Source organism: Pseudomonas sp. 22085 (assembly GCF_052045815.1).
Classification (GTDB): domain Bacteria; phylum Pseudomonadota; class Gammaproteobacteria; order Pseudomonadales; family Pseudomonadaceae; genus Aquipseudomonas; species Aquipseudomonas glycinae.
The window spans coordinates 36,739-52,819 of the sequence record NZ_JBQEQA010000029.1; the positions used below are offsets into that span (position 1 = coordinate 36,739).

The window sequence follows — 16,081 nt, forward strand, 5'->3', positions numbered from 1 at the left end:
CTAGCGAGGCATGGGAAAAATGAGTCAAACTTGTTGACTGAAATTACGACACCTCAACCGGAAACGTCAACATGCTTGACCTTAAAAACTGCGCCAGCCAACAACAGGCCATGGAAGCCTTCTTCTTCGGTTATCAGGCGTTCACCGCCAAGGCCGACGAAATGCTCGAGCGTCGTGGCCTGTCCCGCGTGCATCAACGCATCGTTTTTTTCATTGCCCGCTACCCGAATCTGAGCGTCAAGGAATTGCTCGCGCTGCTCGGCGTCAGCAAGCAGGCGCTGAACATGCCGTTGCGGCAATTGCAGGAAATGCACTTGGTGGACAGCGTGGCGTCCGAGACCGACAAGCGTAAACGCCTGCTGGAGCTGACCGTTGAAGGCGCAAAATTTGAACAGGCGCTGCGTCGGGAACAGGTGAAATTGCTTGAACGCGTCTTTGCCGAAGCCGGCGAAACGGCGGTCAACGGCTGGCTGGCGGTGAATCTGGCGTTGGGAAAAAACCACACAGCTCTCGACTGACCATTCTGACCTCATCGCTGGCAAGCCAGCTCCCACAGGGTTTGGAGGTTACTGGAAAAGTGAACATCTGCGGTTTCTGTGGAAGCTGGCTTGCCAGCGATGAGGACCTTGCGGGCGATATATCGCTATCGACAAAACTTTCGTCCACAAAACCAAAAACAATATTTGCTTTATTTGTACACAAAAGCATAATCCACAGCGTGCGAGTTCCTGACCGCATGGTCAACAAATTCGCGTATGCCTCAAAGGACCGCTGCCACCCCCTCATGGGTCCGGTCCTGGAAATAACAATAAAACTCTTGAGGAGTACTCGCTGTGGAAAGCCGCAAATCCGAAGCATCGACGCTGGAACTCTCGCCGCCCTTACGCACGGGCCTGCTTGAGCGCATCTTCAAACTCAGCTTGCATGGCACCACGGTGAAGACCGAGCTGATTGCCGGTCTGACAACCTTCATCACCATGGCCTACATCATTTTCGTCAACCCGAACATCATGGCCGATGCCGGGATCGATCACGGTGCAGCCTTCGTCGCCACCTGTATCGCCGCCGCGCTGGGCTGCCTGCTGATGGGCCTCTACGCCAACTGGCCGGTGGGCCTGGCGCCGGGCATGGGGCTCAACGCGTTCTTCACCTACACCGTCGTCGGCACCATGGGCTACAACTGGGAAACTGCCCTCGGCGCAGTGTTCGTCTCGGGCGTGCTGTTCATGATCCTGACCTTTTCGCGGATTCGCGAATGGCTGCTCAACAGCATTCCGGTCAGCCTGCGCTATGCGATGGGCGCCGGCGTGGGCCTGTTCCTCGGGCTGATCGGCCTGAAAACCGCTGGTATCGTCGTCGATAGCCCGGCCACCCTGATCAAGCTCGGCTCGCTGCGTGAACCCGGCCCGCTGCTTGCAGCCATCTGCTTCCTGATGATCGCGATCCTCAGTTATCACAAAGTGTTCGGCGCAATCCTCATCAGCATCATCACCGTGACCCTGGCAGGCTGGGGCCTGGGCATCGTGCACTATGAAGGGATAATGTCCACCCCGCCGAGCCTGGCGCCGACCTTCATGGCCATGAATGTCGCCGGCGTGTTCAACGTCAGCATGATCAGCGTGGTACTGGCTTTCCTGTTCGTACACATGTTCGACACCGCCGGCACCTTGATGGGCGTCGCACAGCGCGCCAATCTGGTGAACCCTGACGGCCGTATCGAAAATCTGTCCCGCGCCATGAAAGCCGACAGCGCCTCCAGCGTATTCGGCGCGGTCGTCGGCGTTCCGCCCGTCACCAGCTACGTGGAAAGTGCCGCCGGCGTAGCCGCTGGTGGTCGGACTGGTCTTACCGCAGTCACCGTGGGTGTGCTATTTATAGCCGCGATGTTCTTTGCACCGCTGGCCGGCATGATTCCCGCCTATGCCACCGCTGGCGCGCTGATTTACGTAGCGATGCTGATGATGGGCGGCATGGCACACATCGAATGGGACGAAGCGACCGACAGCATTCCGGCGATTGTCACCGCGATCATGATGCCGCTGACCTTCTCGGTCGCCGACGGTATCGCGCTGGGCTTCATTACTTATGTCGCGCTGAAGGCCGGTACCGGTAAATACAAAGAGATCTCCGTCAGTCTGTGGGTGCTCTGCGCGATCTTTATCGCCAAGTTCATCTTCCTGTAAGCGCTGCGCGGTTCACGCTTCAAAACAGCCTCACCCCATCGGGTGGGGCTTTTGCACATTCTTGATAACGATAAAAAGGAGCAAGTGATGAGTCTGGAAACCTGGCTGCTGTTCAGTGGCGCTGCGCTGGTGGTGATCCTGATTCCGGGGCCGCTGTCGTTGCTGATGATCAGCAACAGTCTGAACTACGGTCTGCGTCGTTCGTACCCGGCGTTTCTTGGCGGCGTGTTCGCCTCGATCTGCCTGCTCAGCGCCTCGGCGCTGGGGTTGGGCGCCCTGTTGCTGGCGTCCGAGAAACTGTTCAGTGCCCTGAAAATCATCGGTGCGATCTACCTGTTCTACCTTGCCTGGCAGAGCTGGCAGCAATCGCGCCAGCCGTCGGTGGGTGCCGAAGTGCCTCAGGCTGCACCGGTTCCGAAGTTCCGCGCATTGTTCAGCCGGGCCTTCGTGCTGGGCGCGAGCAATCCGAAAGACATTTTGTTTTTCGCCGCGTTTCTGCCGCAGTTCCTCAGCGCCGAGCAACCATTCCTGCCGCAGCTGCTGGTGATGATCGCCACCTGGACGCTACTCGACCTGTTGTGCAAGTTGACCTACGGCCTCGGAGCCCATGGCGCGGCGCGTTATCTGCGCAGCGGCAAGGGGCAGAGCTGGTTCAACCGCATCAGCGCAGGACTCTTCGGGGGGGCTGGTGCAGCTTCACTGCTGAGCAGCCACTGATCCGCGATCAGACTGACCGCCATTTCCGGGTGAAGTGGCGGTAGTTGTTCACCTGGAAACGTCCGGCATCAACTGCGTCACCGGATAGACATATGTACCGCACGGCAACGTGCAGGCCTGAGGATCATTGAACGCTCCCGTCATCTGGACCCCGTGAGCACAACAATCCATGAGCCCGAAGAAACCGACCCGCCCCAGAACCCCGCCCACTTCAGATCAAGGCATCCCGATAGCCCGCGATACGTCGCCTGAAATCACCGTCAGGCAAGCGGCTCACATCGAACAGCCGCACCTCGATCAGACGACCGATCCGCTCACCGGAGCCGGCAATCTGCCGTCCGCCTCCTCGCCTGCGCACTTTCAGATCGCCGATCTGCCCCTCGGCACCCCTATCGCTCGCGTCACAAACGATCGCCCGATTGCCGGTTACTTTCTTCCACCGCGCCTGGTGGACAGATTACCCCAGCCCGACTCGCTGACAGGATTTCGCAAGGCCGGGCCGTATACCTACGTCGACCTGATCGACGGCGGAACGGTTTTGCTCGGCGCGGATTTACAAAGCAATATCAGAGCCCGAATGTCGAACGAACTCTGGGCTTCCGGCCCCCGACTCGAGCAGGTGGCAGGCACCCTGCAATGGCGCACGGTGGCCTCAAACGGTTCATCGACCATCGACGCTTCGCAACTTTTTATCACCCGCGTTCCCGCACCCGCTGACGAAGCGCACGCTACACCGCCCAAACGTCCTCGTATTGCGGGTGATGAACAGCAACCTACTGACCCCTCCAGCGCGAACCGCGCGATTGCCGACGCAGAGCTGGATGCGCTGATCGATCCCTGGAAGACCTGGGGCGTCATCGGCCAACCGGGCTCACCTGACGACATCAATATCAACGGATCCCGATACCGGACCCTGCCCCGCGGCCCCGCACACAACGATCCAATTGTTTACATCAAGCATCCGTATCACCTGATGTACGACTACGCCACGCTGGATCGGACACTGCGCACCGACTTCCTGCAGCAACCTCGCGGCGCCATTCGTGTTCCGCCTGCCCTGCATTGGGAAGTCGATCCGAGCCTGCCATTTCAGCGGCCGATGAAAGAAACCGTCGCCACCTATTTCCCCGAGTTGTCGGACGTCACCCTGCACAATGTCGCCAAACGGCAATTCACACTCGCCAATGGCTCCGAGCTGGCAACGGGCAGCGGTCTGACGCTGTTGCGTCAAGCGTTCAATGACTGGAAAACCGGCACCGTCAACCCGCGTCCGGAGTTGGTCGATCCGTTGTTGATGCTTGATTCACTGCCGCGATCCATAAAGGAAGGCAACCAGAAGGTCGAGCTGCCCGTTGCCAACGTGAAAGCCGGTCTGCGTCGCATGGACTTCGATCCGGCCCGGTTTCCAGAGCAATGGAGATACTTCATGCCGAGCCAGTCGGCGGTCGATATAAAACGCTTTGCGGCGGGGCTTCTGACGCGCAACGGCTACAGCGTTTTCGAACCGAGCCCTGCACAAAGCTTTGCGGCCGTTGTGTTCACACGGACAGGGCATGACTTCGTCTTTTTCCTCAGCCTGCATCGCGTCAGGGGACGCCAGATTCAGCAGCCTGCGAATCAGGATCCGAATGCCGCGAATATCAGGCTGATCGATCAGGTCGGTCCGGACGCCGCGCAAGCCGTGGAAGCGGCTCACCCGGCGAACAAGGTCGTCTGGCTCAGAGGGGGCGTGCAGACGCTCGCCCCTTATCCGGATACGTTTTTCATCATCAGGGATGATTACGCAAGGCTTTGATGCCTCACAGACCCGAGGATAAAAAAAGCCCGCAGTGTGAGCGGGCGAAAGACCAAAGAAGCTATATGCGCAGTCGCTTCCCGGTGGGGGCAGCTGCTTGGGGGTCAGCTGCCCCGATAGGTGGAATAGCTGTAGGGCGAGATCAGCAACGGTACGTGGTAGTGATCCTGTTCGGCAGAAATGCCGAACCGCAGTACCACCACGTCCAGGAATGCCGGCTCCGGCAACTGGACGCCACGGGCGCGGTAGTAATCGCCGGCGTGGAACTGAACCTGATAGACACCGGTACGGTAGTCATCGCCTTGCAGCAGCGGCGCATCGACCCGGCCATCGCTGTTGGTAAGCGCACTGGCGACCAATTCCAGGTGCGAACCTTCAACGCGGTACAGCTCGACCTTGATCGAGCTGCCCGGGCAACCGTGTGCAGCGTCCAAAACGTGTGTTGTCAAACGTCCCATTGATTCTGCGCGCCTGCCTGCGTGGAGCAGTCAGACTTCGCGCCTCCCGAAGTCAGTTGAAAAGGAGACCGCACCGTTTCGGAGCACGAAAAGCTGCGGCGAGCGATTGATTAAGACACTTTTCAAAAAAATTGTACACAATAAAAACGACATTTTTCCTCTCACCCCCGCCATCCTTCGATTTCCCGGTGATTTGCCCCATGACCTCGCATTCATTGAACCCCCAATCCATTAGCTGACTGGTCAGGCAGGTTTCTTGCAGGTTCACGCCATTAACAGCAAAAGATGACGGTCGGTGAAAAATGCGAAAATTCAGGCTTACAAATTGAGAATAAAGTTGTATACAATCAGCCCATCGCTGTGACGCCAGCCTGCCATCCAAACTTCAGGGCGCCACACAATCTGTCAACGAATAAGAAGGAAGACTGCAGTGAGCGCTGACTACCCACGCGACCTGATCGGTTACGGCAGTAACCCTCCTCACCCACACTGGCCGGGCAATGCCCGGATCGCCCTGTCGTTCGTACTCAATTACGAAGAAGGCGGCGAGCGCAACATCCTGCACGGCGACAAAGAATCGGAAGCCTTCCTCTCGGAAATGGTTGCGGCCCAGCCTCTGCAAGGCGCGCGCAACATGAGCATGGAATCGCTTTACGAGTATGGCAGCCGTGCCGGCGTCTGGCGGATCCTGAAACTGTTCAAGGAATTCGACATTCCGCTGACCATCTTCGCCGTGGCCATGGCCGCCCAGCGTCACCCGGACGTGATCCGTGCGATGGTCGAGGCCGGTCACGAGATCTGCAGCCACGGTTACCGCTGGATCGACTACCAATACATGGACGAGGCGCAGGAACGCGAGCACATGCTCGAAGCGATCCGCATCCTCACCGAACTCACCGGCGAACGCCCGCTGGGCTGGTACACCGGTCGCACCGGCCCGAACACCCGTCGTCTGGTGATGGAAGAAGGCGGTTTCCTCTACGACTGCGACACCTACGACGACGACCTGCCCTACTGGGAACCGAACAACCCGACCGGCAAGCCGCACCTGGTGATCCCGTACACGCTGGACACCAACGACATGCGCTTCACCCAGGTCCAGGGTTTCAACAAGGGCGACGATTTCTTCGAATACCTCAAGGATGCGTTCGACGTGCTTTATGCCGAAGGCGCCGAAGCGCCGAAGATGCTGTCGATCGGTCTGCACTGCCGTCTGATCGGCCGTCCGGCGCGTCTGGCGTCGCTCAAGCGCTTTATCGAATACGCTAAAAGTCATGAACAGGTGTGGTTCAGCCGCCGCGTCGACATCGCGCGCCACTGGCACGAAACCCACCCGTACCAAGGGGCTGCCAAATGAGCACCTTTCAAACCCTGAAACCGTCGACCCTGAGCCGCGACGCCTTCGTCAACGCCTTCGCCGACATCTACGAACATTCGCCATGGGTGGCCGAGAAGGCCTTCGACCTGGGCCAGGACGCATCGATCGACCAGATCGAAACCCTGCACCAGCGCATGAGCGACATCCTGTTGAGCGCCGATCACGCCAGTCAGCTGGCACTGATCAACGCTCACCCGGACCTGGCCGGCAAAGCTGCCGTCCAGGGCGAGTTGACCGAAGCCAGCACCCATGAACAGGCTGGCGCCGGTATTCACCAATGCACGGCCGAAGAGTTCCAGCGCTTCACCGAGCTGAACGACGCCTACAAGGCCAAGTTCAAGTTTCCCTTCATCATGGCGGTAAAAGGCAGCAACCGGCATCAGATCCTCGCGGCGTTCGAAACGCGCATTCACAACCCGGTCGACACCGAGTTCAAATGCGCGCTGGCGGAGATCAACAAGATCGCTCTGTTCCGATTACTGACTCTCTAGCGAGCCTGGCCCGAGAAACCTCTAGAACGCTTGTGTTTCCCAGGGCCCTGCAAGCATCCCAAGCCACTTATTTAAAGGCAGACAAGAAGAATGAAAGCTTACGCCGTACCTTTCGAGAAGTTCGTCAACCTGGCCGATGCCCGTCTGGGCACCAAAATCATCTCGGTCACCGATGACTGGTTCGCAGACGCCAATCGTCTGTTTCAGCCGACCCCGGCCGTGTGGAAGGAGGGCGTGTTCGATGACAACGGCAAGTGGATGGACGGCTGGGAATCGCGCCGCAAGCGCTTCGAAGGCTACGACAGCGCGGTGATCCGCCTGGGCGTACCGGGTTCGATCAAAGGCGTGGACATCGACACTTCATTCTTCACCGGCAACTACCCGCCATCGGCCTCGCTGGAAGCCTGCTTCCTGGCGTCGGGCGAGCCGGACGAAAACACCCAGTGGACTGAAGTGCTGTCGGCCGTCGAACTGCAAGGCAACAGCCACCACTACCACGAAATCAGCAACGACAAGGCGTTCAGCCACCTGCGCTTCAACATCTACCCGGATGGCGGCGTGGCCCGTCTGCGCGTGTACGGCATTCCGTTCCGCGACTGGTCGGCTGTTGGCGACAACGAGCAAGTCGACCTGGCCGCAGCCCTCAACGGTGGCCGCGCCCTCGCCTGCTCCGACGAACACTTCGGCCGCATGAGCAACATCCTCAACCCGGGCCGTGGCATCAACATGGGCGATGGCTGGGAAACCGCACGTCGTCGCACACCGGGCAATGACTGGGTGATCGTCGCGCTGGGCCACCCGGGCGAGATCGAAAAAATCATCGTCGACACCCTGCACTTCAAGGGCAACTACCCGGACACCTGCTCGATCCAGGGCGCGTTCGTCAAGGGCGGCACCGACAGCCAGATCGAAACCCAGTCGCTGTTCTGGCGTGAACTGCTGCCAAGCCAGAAGCTGGAAATGCACGCCGAACACACCTTCGTCGAGCAGATCAAGGCGCTGGGCCCGATCACCCACATCCGTCTGAACGTGTTCCCGGATGGTGGTGTGAGCCGCCTGCGCGTACTGGGCAAGGTCGCGAAGTAACACCCGATCGTTCCCACGTCGAGGCGTCGAACCGTCTGCGTGGGAATGCATACCGTGACGCTCCGCGTCACAGTGGACGCGGAGCGTCCATGGCAGCGTTCCCACGCAGAGCGTGGGAACGATCAATTTTCAAGAGATTAAGAAGAACAGCATGCGCACACTGACGATTGAACCGCTGACCAAAGAAGCCTTCGCCCCTTTCGGTGACGTGATCGAAACCGACGGCAGCGATCACTTCATGATCAACAACGGTTCGACCATGCGCTTCCACAAACTGGCGACGGTCGAAACCGCGACGCCTGAGGACAACGCGATCATCAGCATCTTCCGCGCCGACGCGCAGGACATGCCGCTGACCGTCAGCATGCTGGAACGCCATCCGCTGGGCAGCCAGGCTTTTATTCCGCTGCTCGGCAACCCCTTTCTGATCGTGGTCGCGCCACTTGGCGATGTACCTGTATCAGGCTTGGTCCGCGCCTTCGTCACCAACGGCAGGCAGGGCATTAATTACCATCGCGGCGTCTGGCACCACCCGGTGCTGACGATCGAAAAGCGGGATGACTTCCTGGTGGTTGATCGCAGTGGCACAGGCAATAACTGCGATGAGCATTTTTTCAAAGAGGATGAGCGTTTGATCCTCGCCCCCCACCAATAAGAGAAGGTCTGATCACTCGACAACAAGAGTGACAGGCGAGAGGTAAAGACTGTGGAAGCACATCTGTTGGAATGGCTGAACCTGAGCGTGCGCTGGGTTCACATGATCACTGGCGTGGCCTGGATCGGCGCGTCGTTCTACTTCGTCTGGCTGGAGAACAACCTCAACCGCGTCAATCCGAAAACCGGTCTTGCCGGTGATCTGTGGGCGATCCACGGCGGCGGTATCTATCACCTGGAAAAATACAAACTGGCCCCTCCGTCGATGCCGGAGAACCTGCACTGGTTCAAATGGGAAGCCTACTTCACCTGGATGTCGGGGATCGCGCTGCTGTGCGTGGTGTTCTACTCCAACCCCGTGCTCTACCTCGTGGCACCCGGCAGCGGCCTGACCGGCCCTGAAGGCGTGGCCATCGGCATCGGTTCGCTGATCGCCGGCTGGTTCATCTACGACTTCCTCTGCGATTCGCCCCTCGGCAAGAAACCGGCCCTGCTCGGCTTCATCCTGTTCGTGCTGATCATCGGCGCGGCGTATGGCTTCAGCAAGGTGTTCAGCGGTCGTGGTGCATACCTGCACGTCGGCGCGATCATCGGCACCATCATGGTCGGCAACGTGTTCCGCATCATCATGCCGGCGCAGCGCGCACTGGTTGCCGCGATCGCCGAGAACCGCACCCCGGATCCGGCGCTGCCGGCCAAAGGCCTGCTGCGTTCGCGTCACAACAACTACTTCACCCTGCCGGTGCTGTTCATCATGATCAGCAACCACTTCCCGAGCACTTACGGTAGCCAGTACAACTGGCTGATCCTGGCCGGGATCGCGGTGCTGGCGGTGTTGGTGCGTCACTACTTCAACACCCGTCACGACAGCCACAAGTTTGCCTGGACCCTGCCGGTTGCAGCCGTGGGCATGATCAGTCTGGCGTACGTCACCGGCCCGGCGCCGATGTCGACCGCTCCGGACGTGGCCAAGGCGCCTGCGAAAATCGAGTACCAGCCGCTGCCGGAAACGGCTTTGGGTGGTGGCGCGAAACCGGCTGAAGCGGCGCAACCGGCAGCCCCTGCTGCACCGGCCGCCGCTCCGGCCCAGGCGTCCAACACCGGCCCTGCGTTCGACAAGGTGCACAACGTGATCCAGGAACGCTGCGCGGTCTGCCACTCGGCCAAACCGACCAGCCCGCTGTTCAGCGCTGCACCGGCCGGTGTGATGTTCGACACCCCCGAGCAGATCCGCCAGAACGCGGCACGGATCCAGGCGCAAGCCATCACCACGCAGATCATGCCACTGGGCAACATCACACAGATGACCCAGCAGGAACGTGACCTGATCGGTGCATGGATCGCCCAGGGAGCCCAGACCAACTAAGCAGTAAAAGCATCGCTGGCAAGCCAGCTCCCACAGGGTTTTGCACTGCCTGTGTGGGAGCTGGCTTGCCAGCGATTAGCCGCAACGCGGTTTACCCGATGCAAAAGAACAGCTGTGAGCAACCCGGCCGCTGTTCATCACAAGAATAAAAAGATCCGAGGTGTTGCATGTCCGAGCTGTCCAAAGCGCGCATCCCCGACGCACCCGCCATTCAGCGTTTGCCCCTTTTGCAACTGATCCTGGTCGGTCTGCAACATGTTCTGCTGATGTATGGCGGCGCCATCGCGGTACCGCTGATCATTGGACAGGCCGCTGGCCTGAGTCGTGAAGAAATCGCCTTCCTGATCAACGCCGACCTGCTGGTCGCCGGCATCGCCACCATCGTGCAGTCCCTGGGGATAGGCCCGATGGGCATTCGCATGCCGGTGATGATGGGCGCCAGTTTCGCCGCCGTCGGCAGCATGGTCGCCATGGCCGGCATGCCCGGCATCGGTCTGCAGGGAATCTTCGGCGCCACCATCGCCGCCGGGTTCTTCGGCATGATCATCGCGCCGTTCATGTCCAAGGTCGTACGCTTTTTCCCGCCTCTGGTGACCGGCACGGTCATCACCTCGATCGGTTTATCGTTGTTCCCCGTGGCCGTGAACTGGGCCGGTGGCGGCGCTGGTGCCGCACAATTCGGTTCACCGATTTACCTGGCCATCGCCGCACTGGTGCTGGCCACCATTCTGTTGATCCACCGCTTCATGCGTGGTTTCTGGGTCAACATTTCCGTACTGATCGGCATGTGCCTGGGCTACGTGCTCTGCGGCGCCATCGGCATGGTCGACCTGAGCGGCATGGCCAATGCGCCGTGGGTTCAGTTCGTCACCCCGCTGCATTTCGGCATGCCGAAGTTCGAACTGGCACCGATCCTGTCGATGTGTCTGGTGGTGGTGATCATCTTCGTCGAGTCCACCGGGATGTTCCTCGCACTGGGCAAGATCACCGGCCAGGAAGTCTGCCCGCGCATGCTGCGCCGCGGCTTGCTGTGTGATGCCGGCGCGTCGTTCTTTGCCGGTTTCTTCAACACCTTCACCCACTCCTCCTTCGCGCAGAACATCGGCCTGGTGCAGATGACCGGCGTGCGCTGCCGGTCGGTGACCATCGTTGCCGGTGGTTTGCTGATCGTCCTGAGCCTGCTGCCGAAAGCGGCGTTCCTGGTGGCATCGATTCCACCGGCGGTGCTGGGTGGCGCGGCGATTGCGATGTTCGGCATGGTCGCGGCCACCGGCATCAAGATTCTGCAAGAGGCCGACATCGGCGACCGTCGCAACCAATTGCTGGTAGCCGTGAGCATCGGCATGGGCCTGATCCCGGTGGTGCGTCCGGAATTCTTCGCCCACCTGCCGTTGTGGATGAGCCCGATCACCCACAGCGGGATTGCCATGGCCACCCTCAGCGCGCTGACGCTGAACCTGCTGTTCAACGTCCTCGGCGGTGCCGAACGCGCCGCGATCAACGACTGCCACGCACACTCGCACTGATCCGAAGAGTAAAAAAAGGGGGCTCGCCCAAGCCTGCCCCCTCGCGACAGCTTTGCCTCAAACAATAAAAACAAGAGGGAGCAACAGATGATCCGGACTCAAACCAATGTGTTGTTGAGCGGCGGCCTGCTGGCCGCATCGCAAGCCATGGCCGGCGATTTATTGCTGTGGCAGACCAACAGCCTGAGCTACCTGTACGGCAAGAACTTCGCGATCAACCCGTCGATCCAGCAAACGGTAACGTTCGAGCACGCCGACAAGTGGAAGTACGGCGACAACTTCCTGTTCGTCGACAAGATCTTCTACAACGGCCAGGAAGACCGTAACAAAGGGCCCCACGCGTTCTACGGCGAATTCAGCCCGCGCCTGTCGTTCGGCAAGATCTTCGACAAGAGACTGGAGTTCGGCCCGATCAGGGACGTGCTGCTGGCCATGACCTACGAATACGGCGAAGGCGACAGCGAGGCCTATCTGATCGGCCCCGGCTTCGACCTCAAGGTGCCGGGCTTCAACTATTTCACCCTGAATTTCTATCGCCGCCAGACCGAAGGCCCGCGCCCCGGCGACGGCGTCTGGCAGATCACCCCCGGCTGGTCCTACAGCATTCCCCTGGGCAATTCCGACCTGCTGATCGACGGCTATCTGGACTGGGTGGTCGACAACGATCAGAACTCACGCGGTACCTATCACGCCAACCTGCACATCAACCCGCAGATCAAATACGACCTGGGCAAAGCCCTCGGCTGGGGTGAAAAGCAGGTGTACGTCGGCACCGAATACAGCTACTGGAAAAACAAATACGGCGTCGAAAGCACCCACAGTTTCGACACCAATCAGAACACTGCCAGCCTGCTGGTGAAGGTGCACTTCTAAGATGGCCCGCAACCGTGCCCCCTACCTGTCGTCGGTGCTCTGTTGCGGGGCACTTGAGGCCTGGCCGTTGAGTCAGTATTCTCCGCGGCCTCCTGAATTCGGTCTAAAAAAAAGCCCGAATTTAATTTCTGACCGAAAAGCCAACTTATCCCGGCCGCGGTCGGTACCGAGGCATCCCGAAAACACGCTCAATCGACTGTTTTTCAGCAGCCGACGGGCGTTTTTTTGCTTTTCGAAAAGCCTTGGCTCAGCTCTTGCTAACAGCACTAAAGCTGACCGTATGGATGACTTTTGCAGCAACGAAAAAAGGCGCCACACCAGAGCGCCGACTCAAAAAAACAAACGTGGAACACCTACTTTGGGAGCAACCGAATGAAACGTATGTGCACCAGCCTGATGCTTGCGGGATCGCTGCTGGCAGGGGGTCAGGCCATGGCCGACGGCCTGCTGCAATGGCAGAACAACAGCCTGACCTACCTCTATGGCAAGGACTTCCAGGTCAACCCGCGCATTCAGCAGACCGTCACCTTCGAGCACGCCGATGCCTGGAAGTACGGCGACAACTTCCTGTTCGTCGACAAGATCTTCTACAACGGCAAGGATGACGGCGGTGTGGGTTCGAACACCTACTACGGCGAAATCAGCCCGCGTCTGTCGTTCGGCAAGATCTTCGATCAGAAACTGGCTTTCGGTCCGGTCACCGACGTGCTGCTGGCCATGACTTACGAGTTCGGTGAAGGCGATACCGAGTCGTACCTGATCGGTCCGGGCTTCGACCTGGCAATCCCGGGCTTCGACTACTTCCAGCTGAACTTCTACCAGCGCCACACCGAAGGTTCCCGCGCCGGTGACAACGTCTGGCAGATCACCCCGGTCTGGTCCTACACGATTCCGGTCGGTGACTCGAACATCCTGATCGACGGCTTCATGGACTGGGTGGTCGACAACGACTCCAACTCCAAAGGCGATTACCACGCCAACCTGCACTTCAATCCACAAATCAAATACGACCTGGGCAAAGCGCTGAGCATTGGCGAGAAGCAGTTGTATGTGGGTGTCGAGTACGACTATTGGTCGGACAAATACGGGATCAAGGACAGCCAGTATTTCAAGACCGATCAGAGCACCACGAGCTTCCTGGTGAAGTTCCACTTCTGATCCTGGTGTCAGTGGCGTCTGAAAGGACGCCTTCGCGAGCAAGCCCTCTCCCACACTGGTTTTGTGTCGTTCACGGCGGTTGTGGACACCCGAAAACCTGTGGGAGCTGGCTTGCCAGCGATGGCTGCGCCACACATCTCAGGCCGGGACCAGCGCCTCGCCAATCCCGAGAAACCGGCACAGTTCATCGCGCTTGGCCAAGGCATCGCGCCTGCCCAGATCGATCAATTCGCTGCAATACCCCGCCTCGAACAGCAAGTAACTCAACACCCCTGCGCCGCTCGTCTTGGTCGCCCCCGGCCCACGCAGAAACAGCCGTAACGCCGCCGGCAATTCCTGGCGATGCCGCGCCGCAATTTCATCGATCGGCTGGCTGGGTGAAATCACCAGCACGTCCACCGGCGCCACACCTAACGCGCGGGTCGGCGTACCTTCAGGCATCAGACGGCTGAACTGGTTCAGACGCTGAAGCAGCTCAATATCGCTTTCCAGGCTATCAATGAAGGTGCTGTTGAGCATATGCCCGCCGATCTGTGCCAGCGTCGGTTGCTGCCCGGTATAGGCGCGCTCCAGCGGTTGCGCCGGATCGAAACCGCGCGGGTTGCCGCTGACACCCACCACCAGCACCCGGCTCGCGCCCAGATGCAGCGCCGGGCTGATCGGTGCCGATTGCCGCACCGCGCCATCGCCGAAATACTCATCGCCGATCTTCACCGGCGCGAACAACAACGGGATCGCCGAACTGGCCAGCAGGTGCTCCACCGACAACTGTGTCGGTACGCCGATGCGCCGATGACGCAGCCAGGAGTCGATGGTCCCGCCGCCCTGGTAGAACGTCACCGCCTGTCCCGACTCGTAGCCGAACGCCGTGACCGCCACTGCGTGCAATTGCTTGCGCGCGATGGACTCGGCGATGCCGGGCATGTGCAGTTTTTCATTGAGCAGATGGCGTAGCGGCGAACTGTTGAGCAGCGCCACCGGCATTTGCCGGCCCATGCCCAACAGGCTATGGGTGACAAAACGACTGGCCTGGTGGATCACTCCCGGCCAGTCGCTGCGCAACACGCGATGGCTGCGAAAGCCTTGCCAGAACAGCGTCAGGCGCTCGATGGCCGCGCGAAAATCGGTCGCACCGCTGGCCAGGCTGACCGCGTTGATCGCCCCGGCCGATGTGCCGACGATCACCGGAAACGGATTGTCCGCCCCCAGCGGCAGCAATTCGGCAATTGCCGCCAGTACCCCCACCTGATACGCCGCCCGAGCCCCGCCGCCGGAAAGAATCAAACCTGTGACCGGTTCAGCTGGGCTCATCGCAACGCTCCGTGGTGCTTATGGGAATGGGTCAATCAACCGCGTTTGGCGTACAGCTTCGGCTCGCCTGGCGGACGACTCTTGAAGCGCCGGTGTGCCCACAAGTATTGCTCGGGGCACTCACGCAACACGCCTTCGATCCACTGATTGATGCGGATGCAATCTTCCTCTTCGGTCTCACCCGGGAAGCCTTCCAGCGGCGGATGAATCACCAGACGATAACCGCTGCCGTCAGCCAGACGTTCCTGGGTGAACGGCACCACCAGAGCCTTGCCCAGCCGGGCGAACTTGCTGGTGGCAGTGACCGTTGCGGCCTGAATACCGAACAGCGGCACAAAGATACTTTGCTTGGCGCCGTAGTCCTGATCCGGTGCATACCAGATCGCCCGGCCTGCGCGCAGCAACTTGAGCATGCCGCGCACGTCGTCACGTTCCACCGCCAGCGAGTCGAGATTGTGCCGCTCGCGGCCCTGACGCTGGACGAAGTCGAACAGCGGGTTCTTGTGTTCGCGGTACATGCCGTCGATGGTGTGTTGCTGGCCGAGCAGCGCCGCGCCGATTTCCAGGGTGGTGAAATGCACCGCCATCAGAATCACGCCCTTGCCTTCGCGCTGGGCCTTCTGCAAATGCTCAAGACCTTCGACGTGAGCCAGTTTCGCCAGCCGCTGACGCGACCACCACCAGCTCATGGCCATTTCAAAGAAGGCGATGCCGGTGGAGGCAAAGTTTTCCTTGAGCAGGCGCTTGCGCTCGGCGGCGGACTTTTCCGGGAAACACAGTTCCAGATTGCGCTTGGCGATGCGCCGTCGGTCGCCGGCGAAGCGATACATCAGGGCACCGAGAAAACGGCCGATGGCGAGCAATGCCGGATAAGGCAACTGCACGATCAGCCACAACAGCCCGAGGCCGCACCAGAGCGGCCAGAAGCGTGGGGCAAGAAATGCTTTTCGAAAACGCGGGCGATCCATTAAAGCTTCCGTAAATACAGTGGCCGCGCATTCTACATCGTTCGACCCGGCTTGCGGCCTGCGGGCGTTCTCGTTATAAGTCTCGGCACTTTTAGTGACAAGCCGTTGTATGCCGAC

At 59.9% G+C, this 16,081-nt stretch carries 15 protein-coding genes; 12 read left to right on the top strand and 3 right to left on the bottom strand.

Annotated features, from left to right (window positions below):
• The first annotated feature begins 71 nt into the window (after window positions 1-71).
• The 4 genes from ACTJK7_RS26865 (at window position 72) to ACTJK7_RS26880 (ending at window position 4,695) form a co-directional block, all read left to right on the top strand.
• Window positions 72-518: a MarR family winged helix-turn-helix transcriptional regulator gene (locus ACTJK7_RS26865; RefSeq protein WP_108560450.1), complete on the top strand. Its 447-nt coding sequence runs from the start codon at window positions 72-74 to the stop codon at window positions 516-518.
• Window positions 519-833: 315 nt separating this feature from the next.
• On the top strand, window positions 834-2,183 hold the full coding sequence (locus ACTJK7_RS26870) for an NCS2 family permease (RefSeq protein WP_011333198.1): 1,350 nt from the start codon (window positions 834-836) through the stop codon (window positions 2,181-2,183).
• 87 nt (window positions 2,184-2,270) lie between these two features.
• Entirely contained in the window at window positions 2,271-2,900 is a 630-nt protein-coding gene (locus tag ACTJK7_RS26875) for a LysE family translocator (RefSeq protein WP_064378713.1), read from the top strand.
• Window positions 2,901-3,069: 169 nt separating this feature from the next.
• On the top strand, window positions 3,070-4,695 hold the full coding sequence (locus ACTJK7_RS26880) for a hypothetical protein (RefSeq protein ID WP_108560447.1): 1,626 nt from the start codon (window positions 3,070-3,072) through the stop codon (window positions 4,693-4,695).
• A gap of 104 nt (window positions 4,696-4,799) precedes the next feature.
• Here the strand turns inward: ACTJK7_RS26880 and uraH are convergent, their stop codons facing one another.
• The gene (gene uraH, locus ACTJK7_RS26885; RefSeq protein WP_011333195.1) at window positions 4,800-5,153 is read right to left on the bottom strand and encodes a hydroxyisourate hydrolase; all 354 of its coding nucleotides are present in this window, start codon (window positions 5,151-5,153) and stop codon (window positions 4,800-4,802) included.
• 430 nt (window positions 5,154-5,583) lie between these two features.
• On the opposite strand from uraH, the gene puuE reads away from it, so the two are divergent.
• The 8 genes from puuE (at window position 5,584) to ACTJK7_RS26925 (ending at window position 13,685) form a co-directional block, all read left to right on the top strand.
• A complete protein-coding gene (gene puuE / locus ACTJK7_RS26890) occupies window positions 5,584-6,510 on the top strand; it encodes an allantoinase PuuE (protein WP_039769896.1) in 927 nt (308 codons plus the stop codon).
• Complete coding sequence (uraD, locus tag ACTJK7_RS26895; protein ID WP_064378711.1) at window positions 6,507-7,022, top strand: 2-oxo-4-hydroxy-4-carboxy-5-ureidoimidazoline decarboxylase; 516 nt, start codon at window positions 6,507-6,509, stop codon at window positions 7,020-7,022. Before puuE ends, uraD begins: the two co-directional genes overlap by 4 nt.
• Before the next feature lie 90 nt (window positions 7,023-7,112).
• On the top strand, window positions 7,113-8,108 hold the full coding sequence (alc, locus tag ACTJK7_RS26900; RefSeq protein ID WP_047598963.1) for an allantoicase: 996 nt from the start codon (window positions 7,113-7,115) through the stop codon (window positions 8,106-8,108).
• Between the two features lie 151 nt (window positions 8,109-8,259).
• Window positions 8,260-8,763: an ureidoglycolate lyase gene (locus ACTJK7_RS26905; RefSeq protein WP_027613342.1), complete on the top strand. Its 504-nt coding sequence runs from the start codon at window positions 8,260-8,262 to the stop codon at window positions 8,761-8,763.
• A 51-nt stretch (window positions 8,764-8,814) separates the two neighbouring features.
• A complete protein-coding gene (locus ACTJK7_RS26910) occupies window positions 8,815-10,128 on the top strand; it encodes a urate hydroxylase PuuD (RefSeq protein ID WP_085655726.1) in 1,314 nt (437 codons plus the stop codon).
• A gap of 167 nt (window positions 10,129-10,295) precedes the next feature.
• Window positions 10,296-11,654: a nucleobase:cation symporter-2 family protein gene (locus ACTJK7_RS26915; protein WP_108560444.1), complete on the top strand. Its 1,359-nt coding sequence runs from the start codon at window positions 10,296-10,298 to the stop codon at window positions 11,652-11,654.
• Between the two features lie 87 nt (window positions 11,655-11,741).
• A complete protein-coding gene (locus ACTJK7_RS26920; RefSeq protein ID WP_064378708.1) occupies window positions 11,742-12,527 on the top strand; it encodes an outer membrane protein OmpK in 786 nt (261 codons plus the stop codon).
• Between the two features lie 372 nt (window positions 12,528-12,899).
• Window positions 12,900-13,685, top strand: coding sequence for an outer membrane protein OmpK (locus tag ACTJK7_RS26925; RefSeq protein ID WP_011333185.1), 786 nt, complete (start codon window positions 12,900-12,902; stop codon window positions 13,683-13,685).
• A gap of 138 nt (window positions 13,686-13,823) precedes the next feature.
• On the opposite strand, the gene ACTJK7_RS26930 is transcribed toward ACTJK7_RS26925, so the two are convergent.
• Entirely contained in the window at window positions 13,824-14,996 is a 1,173-nt protein-coding gene (locus ACTJK7_RS26930) for a patatin-like phospholipase family protein (protein ID WP_064378706.1), read from the bottom strand.
• Window positions 14,997-15,031: 35 nt separating this feature from the next.
• Window positions 15,032-15,964, bottom strand: a complete 933-nt coding sequence (locus ACTJK7_RS26935; RefSeq protein WP_323151157.1) for a lipid A biosynthesis lauroyl acyltransferase — start codon at window positions 15,962-15,964, stop codon at window positions 15,032-15,034.
• Between the last annotated feature and the right edge of the window lie 117 nt (window positions 15,965-16,081).

Bases quoted from the DNA above. Each gene is read 5' to 3' on its own strand.
- ACTJK7_RS26865 (WP_108560450.1), top strand. From the start codon at position 72: ATGCTTGACCTTAAAAACTGCGCCAGCCAACAACAGGCCATGGAAGCC.
- ACTJK7_RS26875 (WP_064378713.1), top strand. From the start codon at position 2,271: ATGAGTCTGGAAACCTGGCTGCTGTTCAGTGGCGCTGCGCTGGTGGTG.
- ACTJK7_RS26880 (WP_108560447.1), top strand. From the start codon at position 3,070: ATGAGCCCGAAGAAACCGACCCGCCCCAGAACCCCGCCCACTTCAGAT.
- uraH (WP_011333195.1), bottom strand. From the start codon at position 5,153: ATGGGACGTTTGACAACACACGTTTTGGACGCTGCACACGGTTGCCCG.
- uraD (WP_064378711.1), top strand. From the start codon at position 6,507: ATGAGCACCTTTCAAACCCTGAAACCGTCGACCCTGAGCCGCGACGCC.
- alc (WP_047598963.1), top strand. From the start codon at position 7,113: ATGAAAGCTTACGCCGTACCTTTCGAGAAGTTCGTCAACCTGGCCGAT.
- ACTJK7_RS26905 (WP_027613342.1), top strand. From the start codon at position 8,260: ATGCGCACACTGACGATTGAACCGCTGACCAAAGAAGCCTTCGCCCCT.
- ACTJK7_RS26915 (WP_108560444.1), top strand. From the start codon at position 10,296: ATGTCCGAGCTGTCCAAAGCGCGCATCCCCGACGCACCCGCCATTCAG.
- ACTJK7_RS26920 (WP_064378708.1), top strand. From the start codon at position 11,742: ATGATCCGGACTCAAACCAATGTGTTGTTGAGCGGCGGCCTGCTGGCC.
- ACTJK7_RS26925 (WP_011333185.1), top strand. From the start codon at position 12,900: ATGAAACGTATGTGCACCAGCCTGATGCTTGCGGGATCGCTGCTGGCA.
- ACTJK7_RS26930 (WP_064378706.1), bottom strand. From the start codon at position 14,996: ATGAGCCCAGCTGAACCGGTCACAGGTTTGATTCTTTCCGGCGGCGGG.
- ACTJK7_RS26935 (WP_323151157.1), bottom strand. From the start codon at position 15,964: ATGGATCGCCCGCGTTTTCGAAAAGCATTTCTTGCCCCACGCTTCTGG.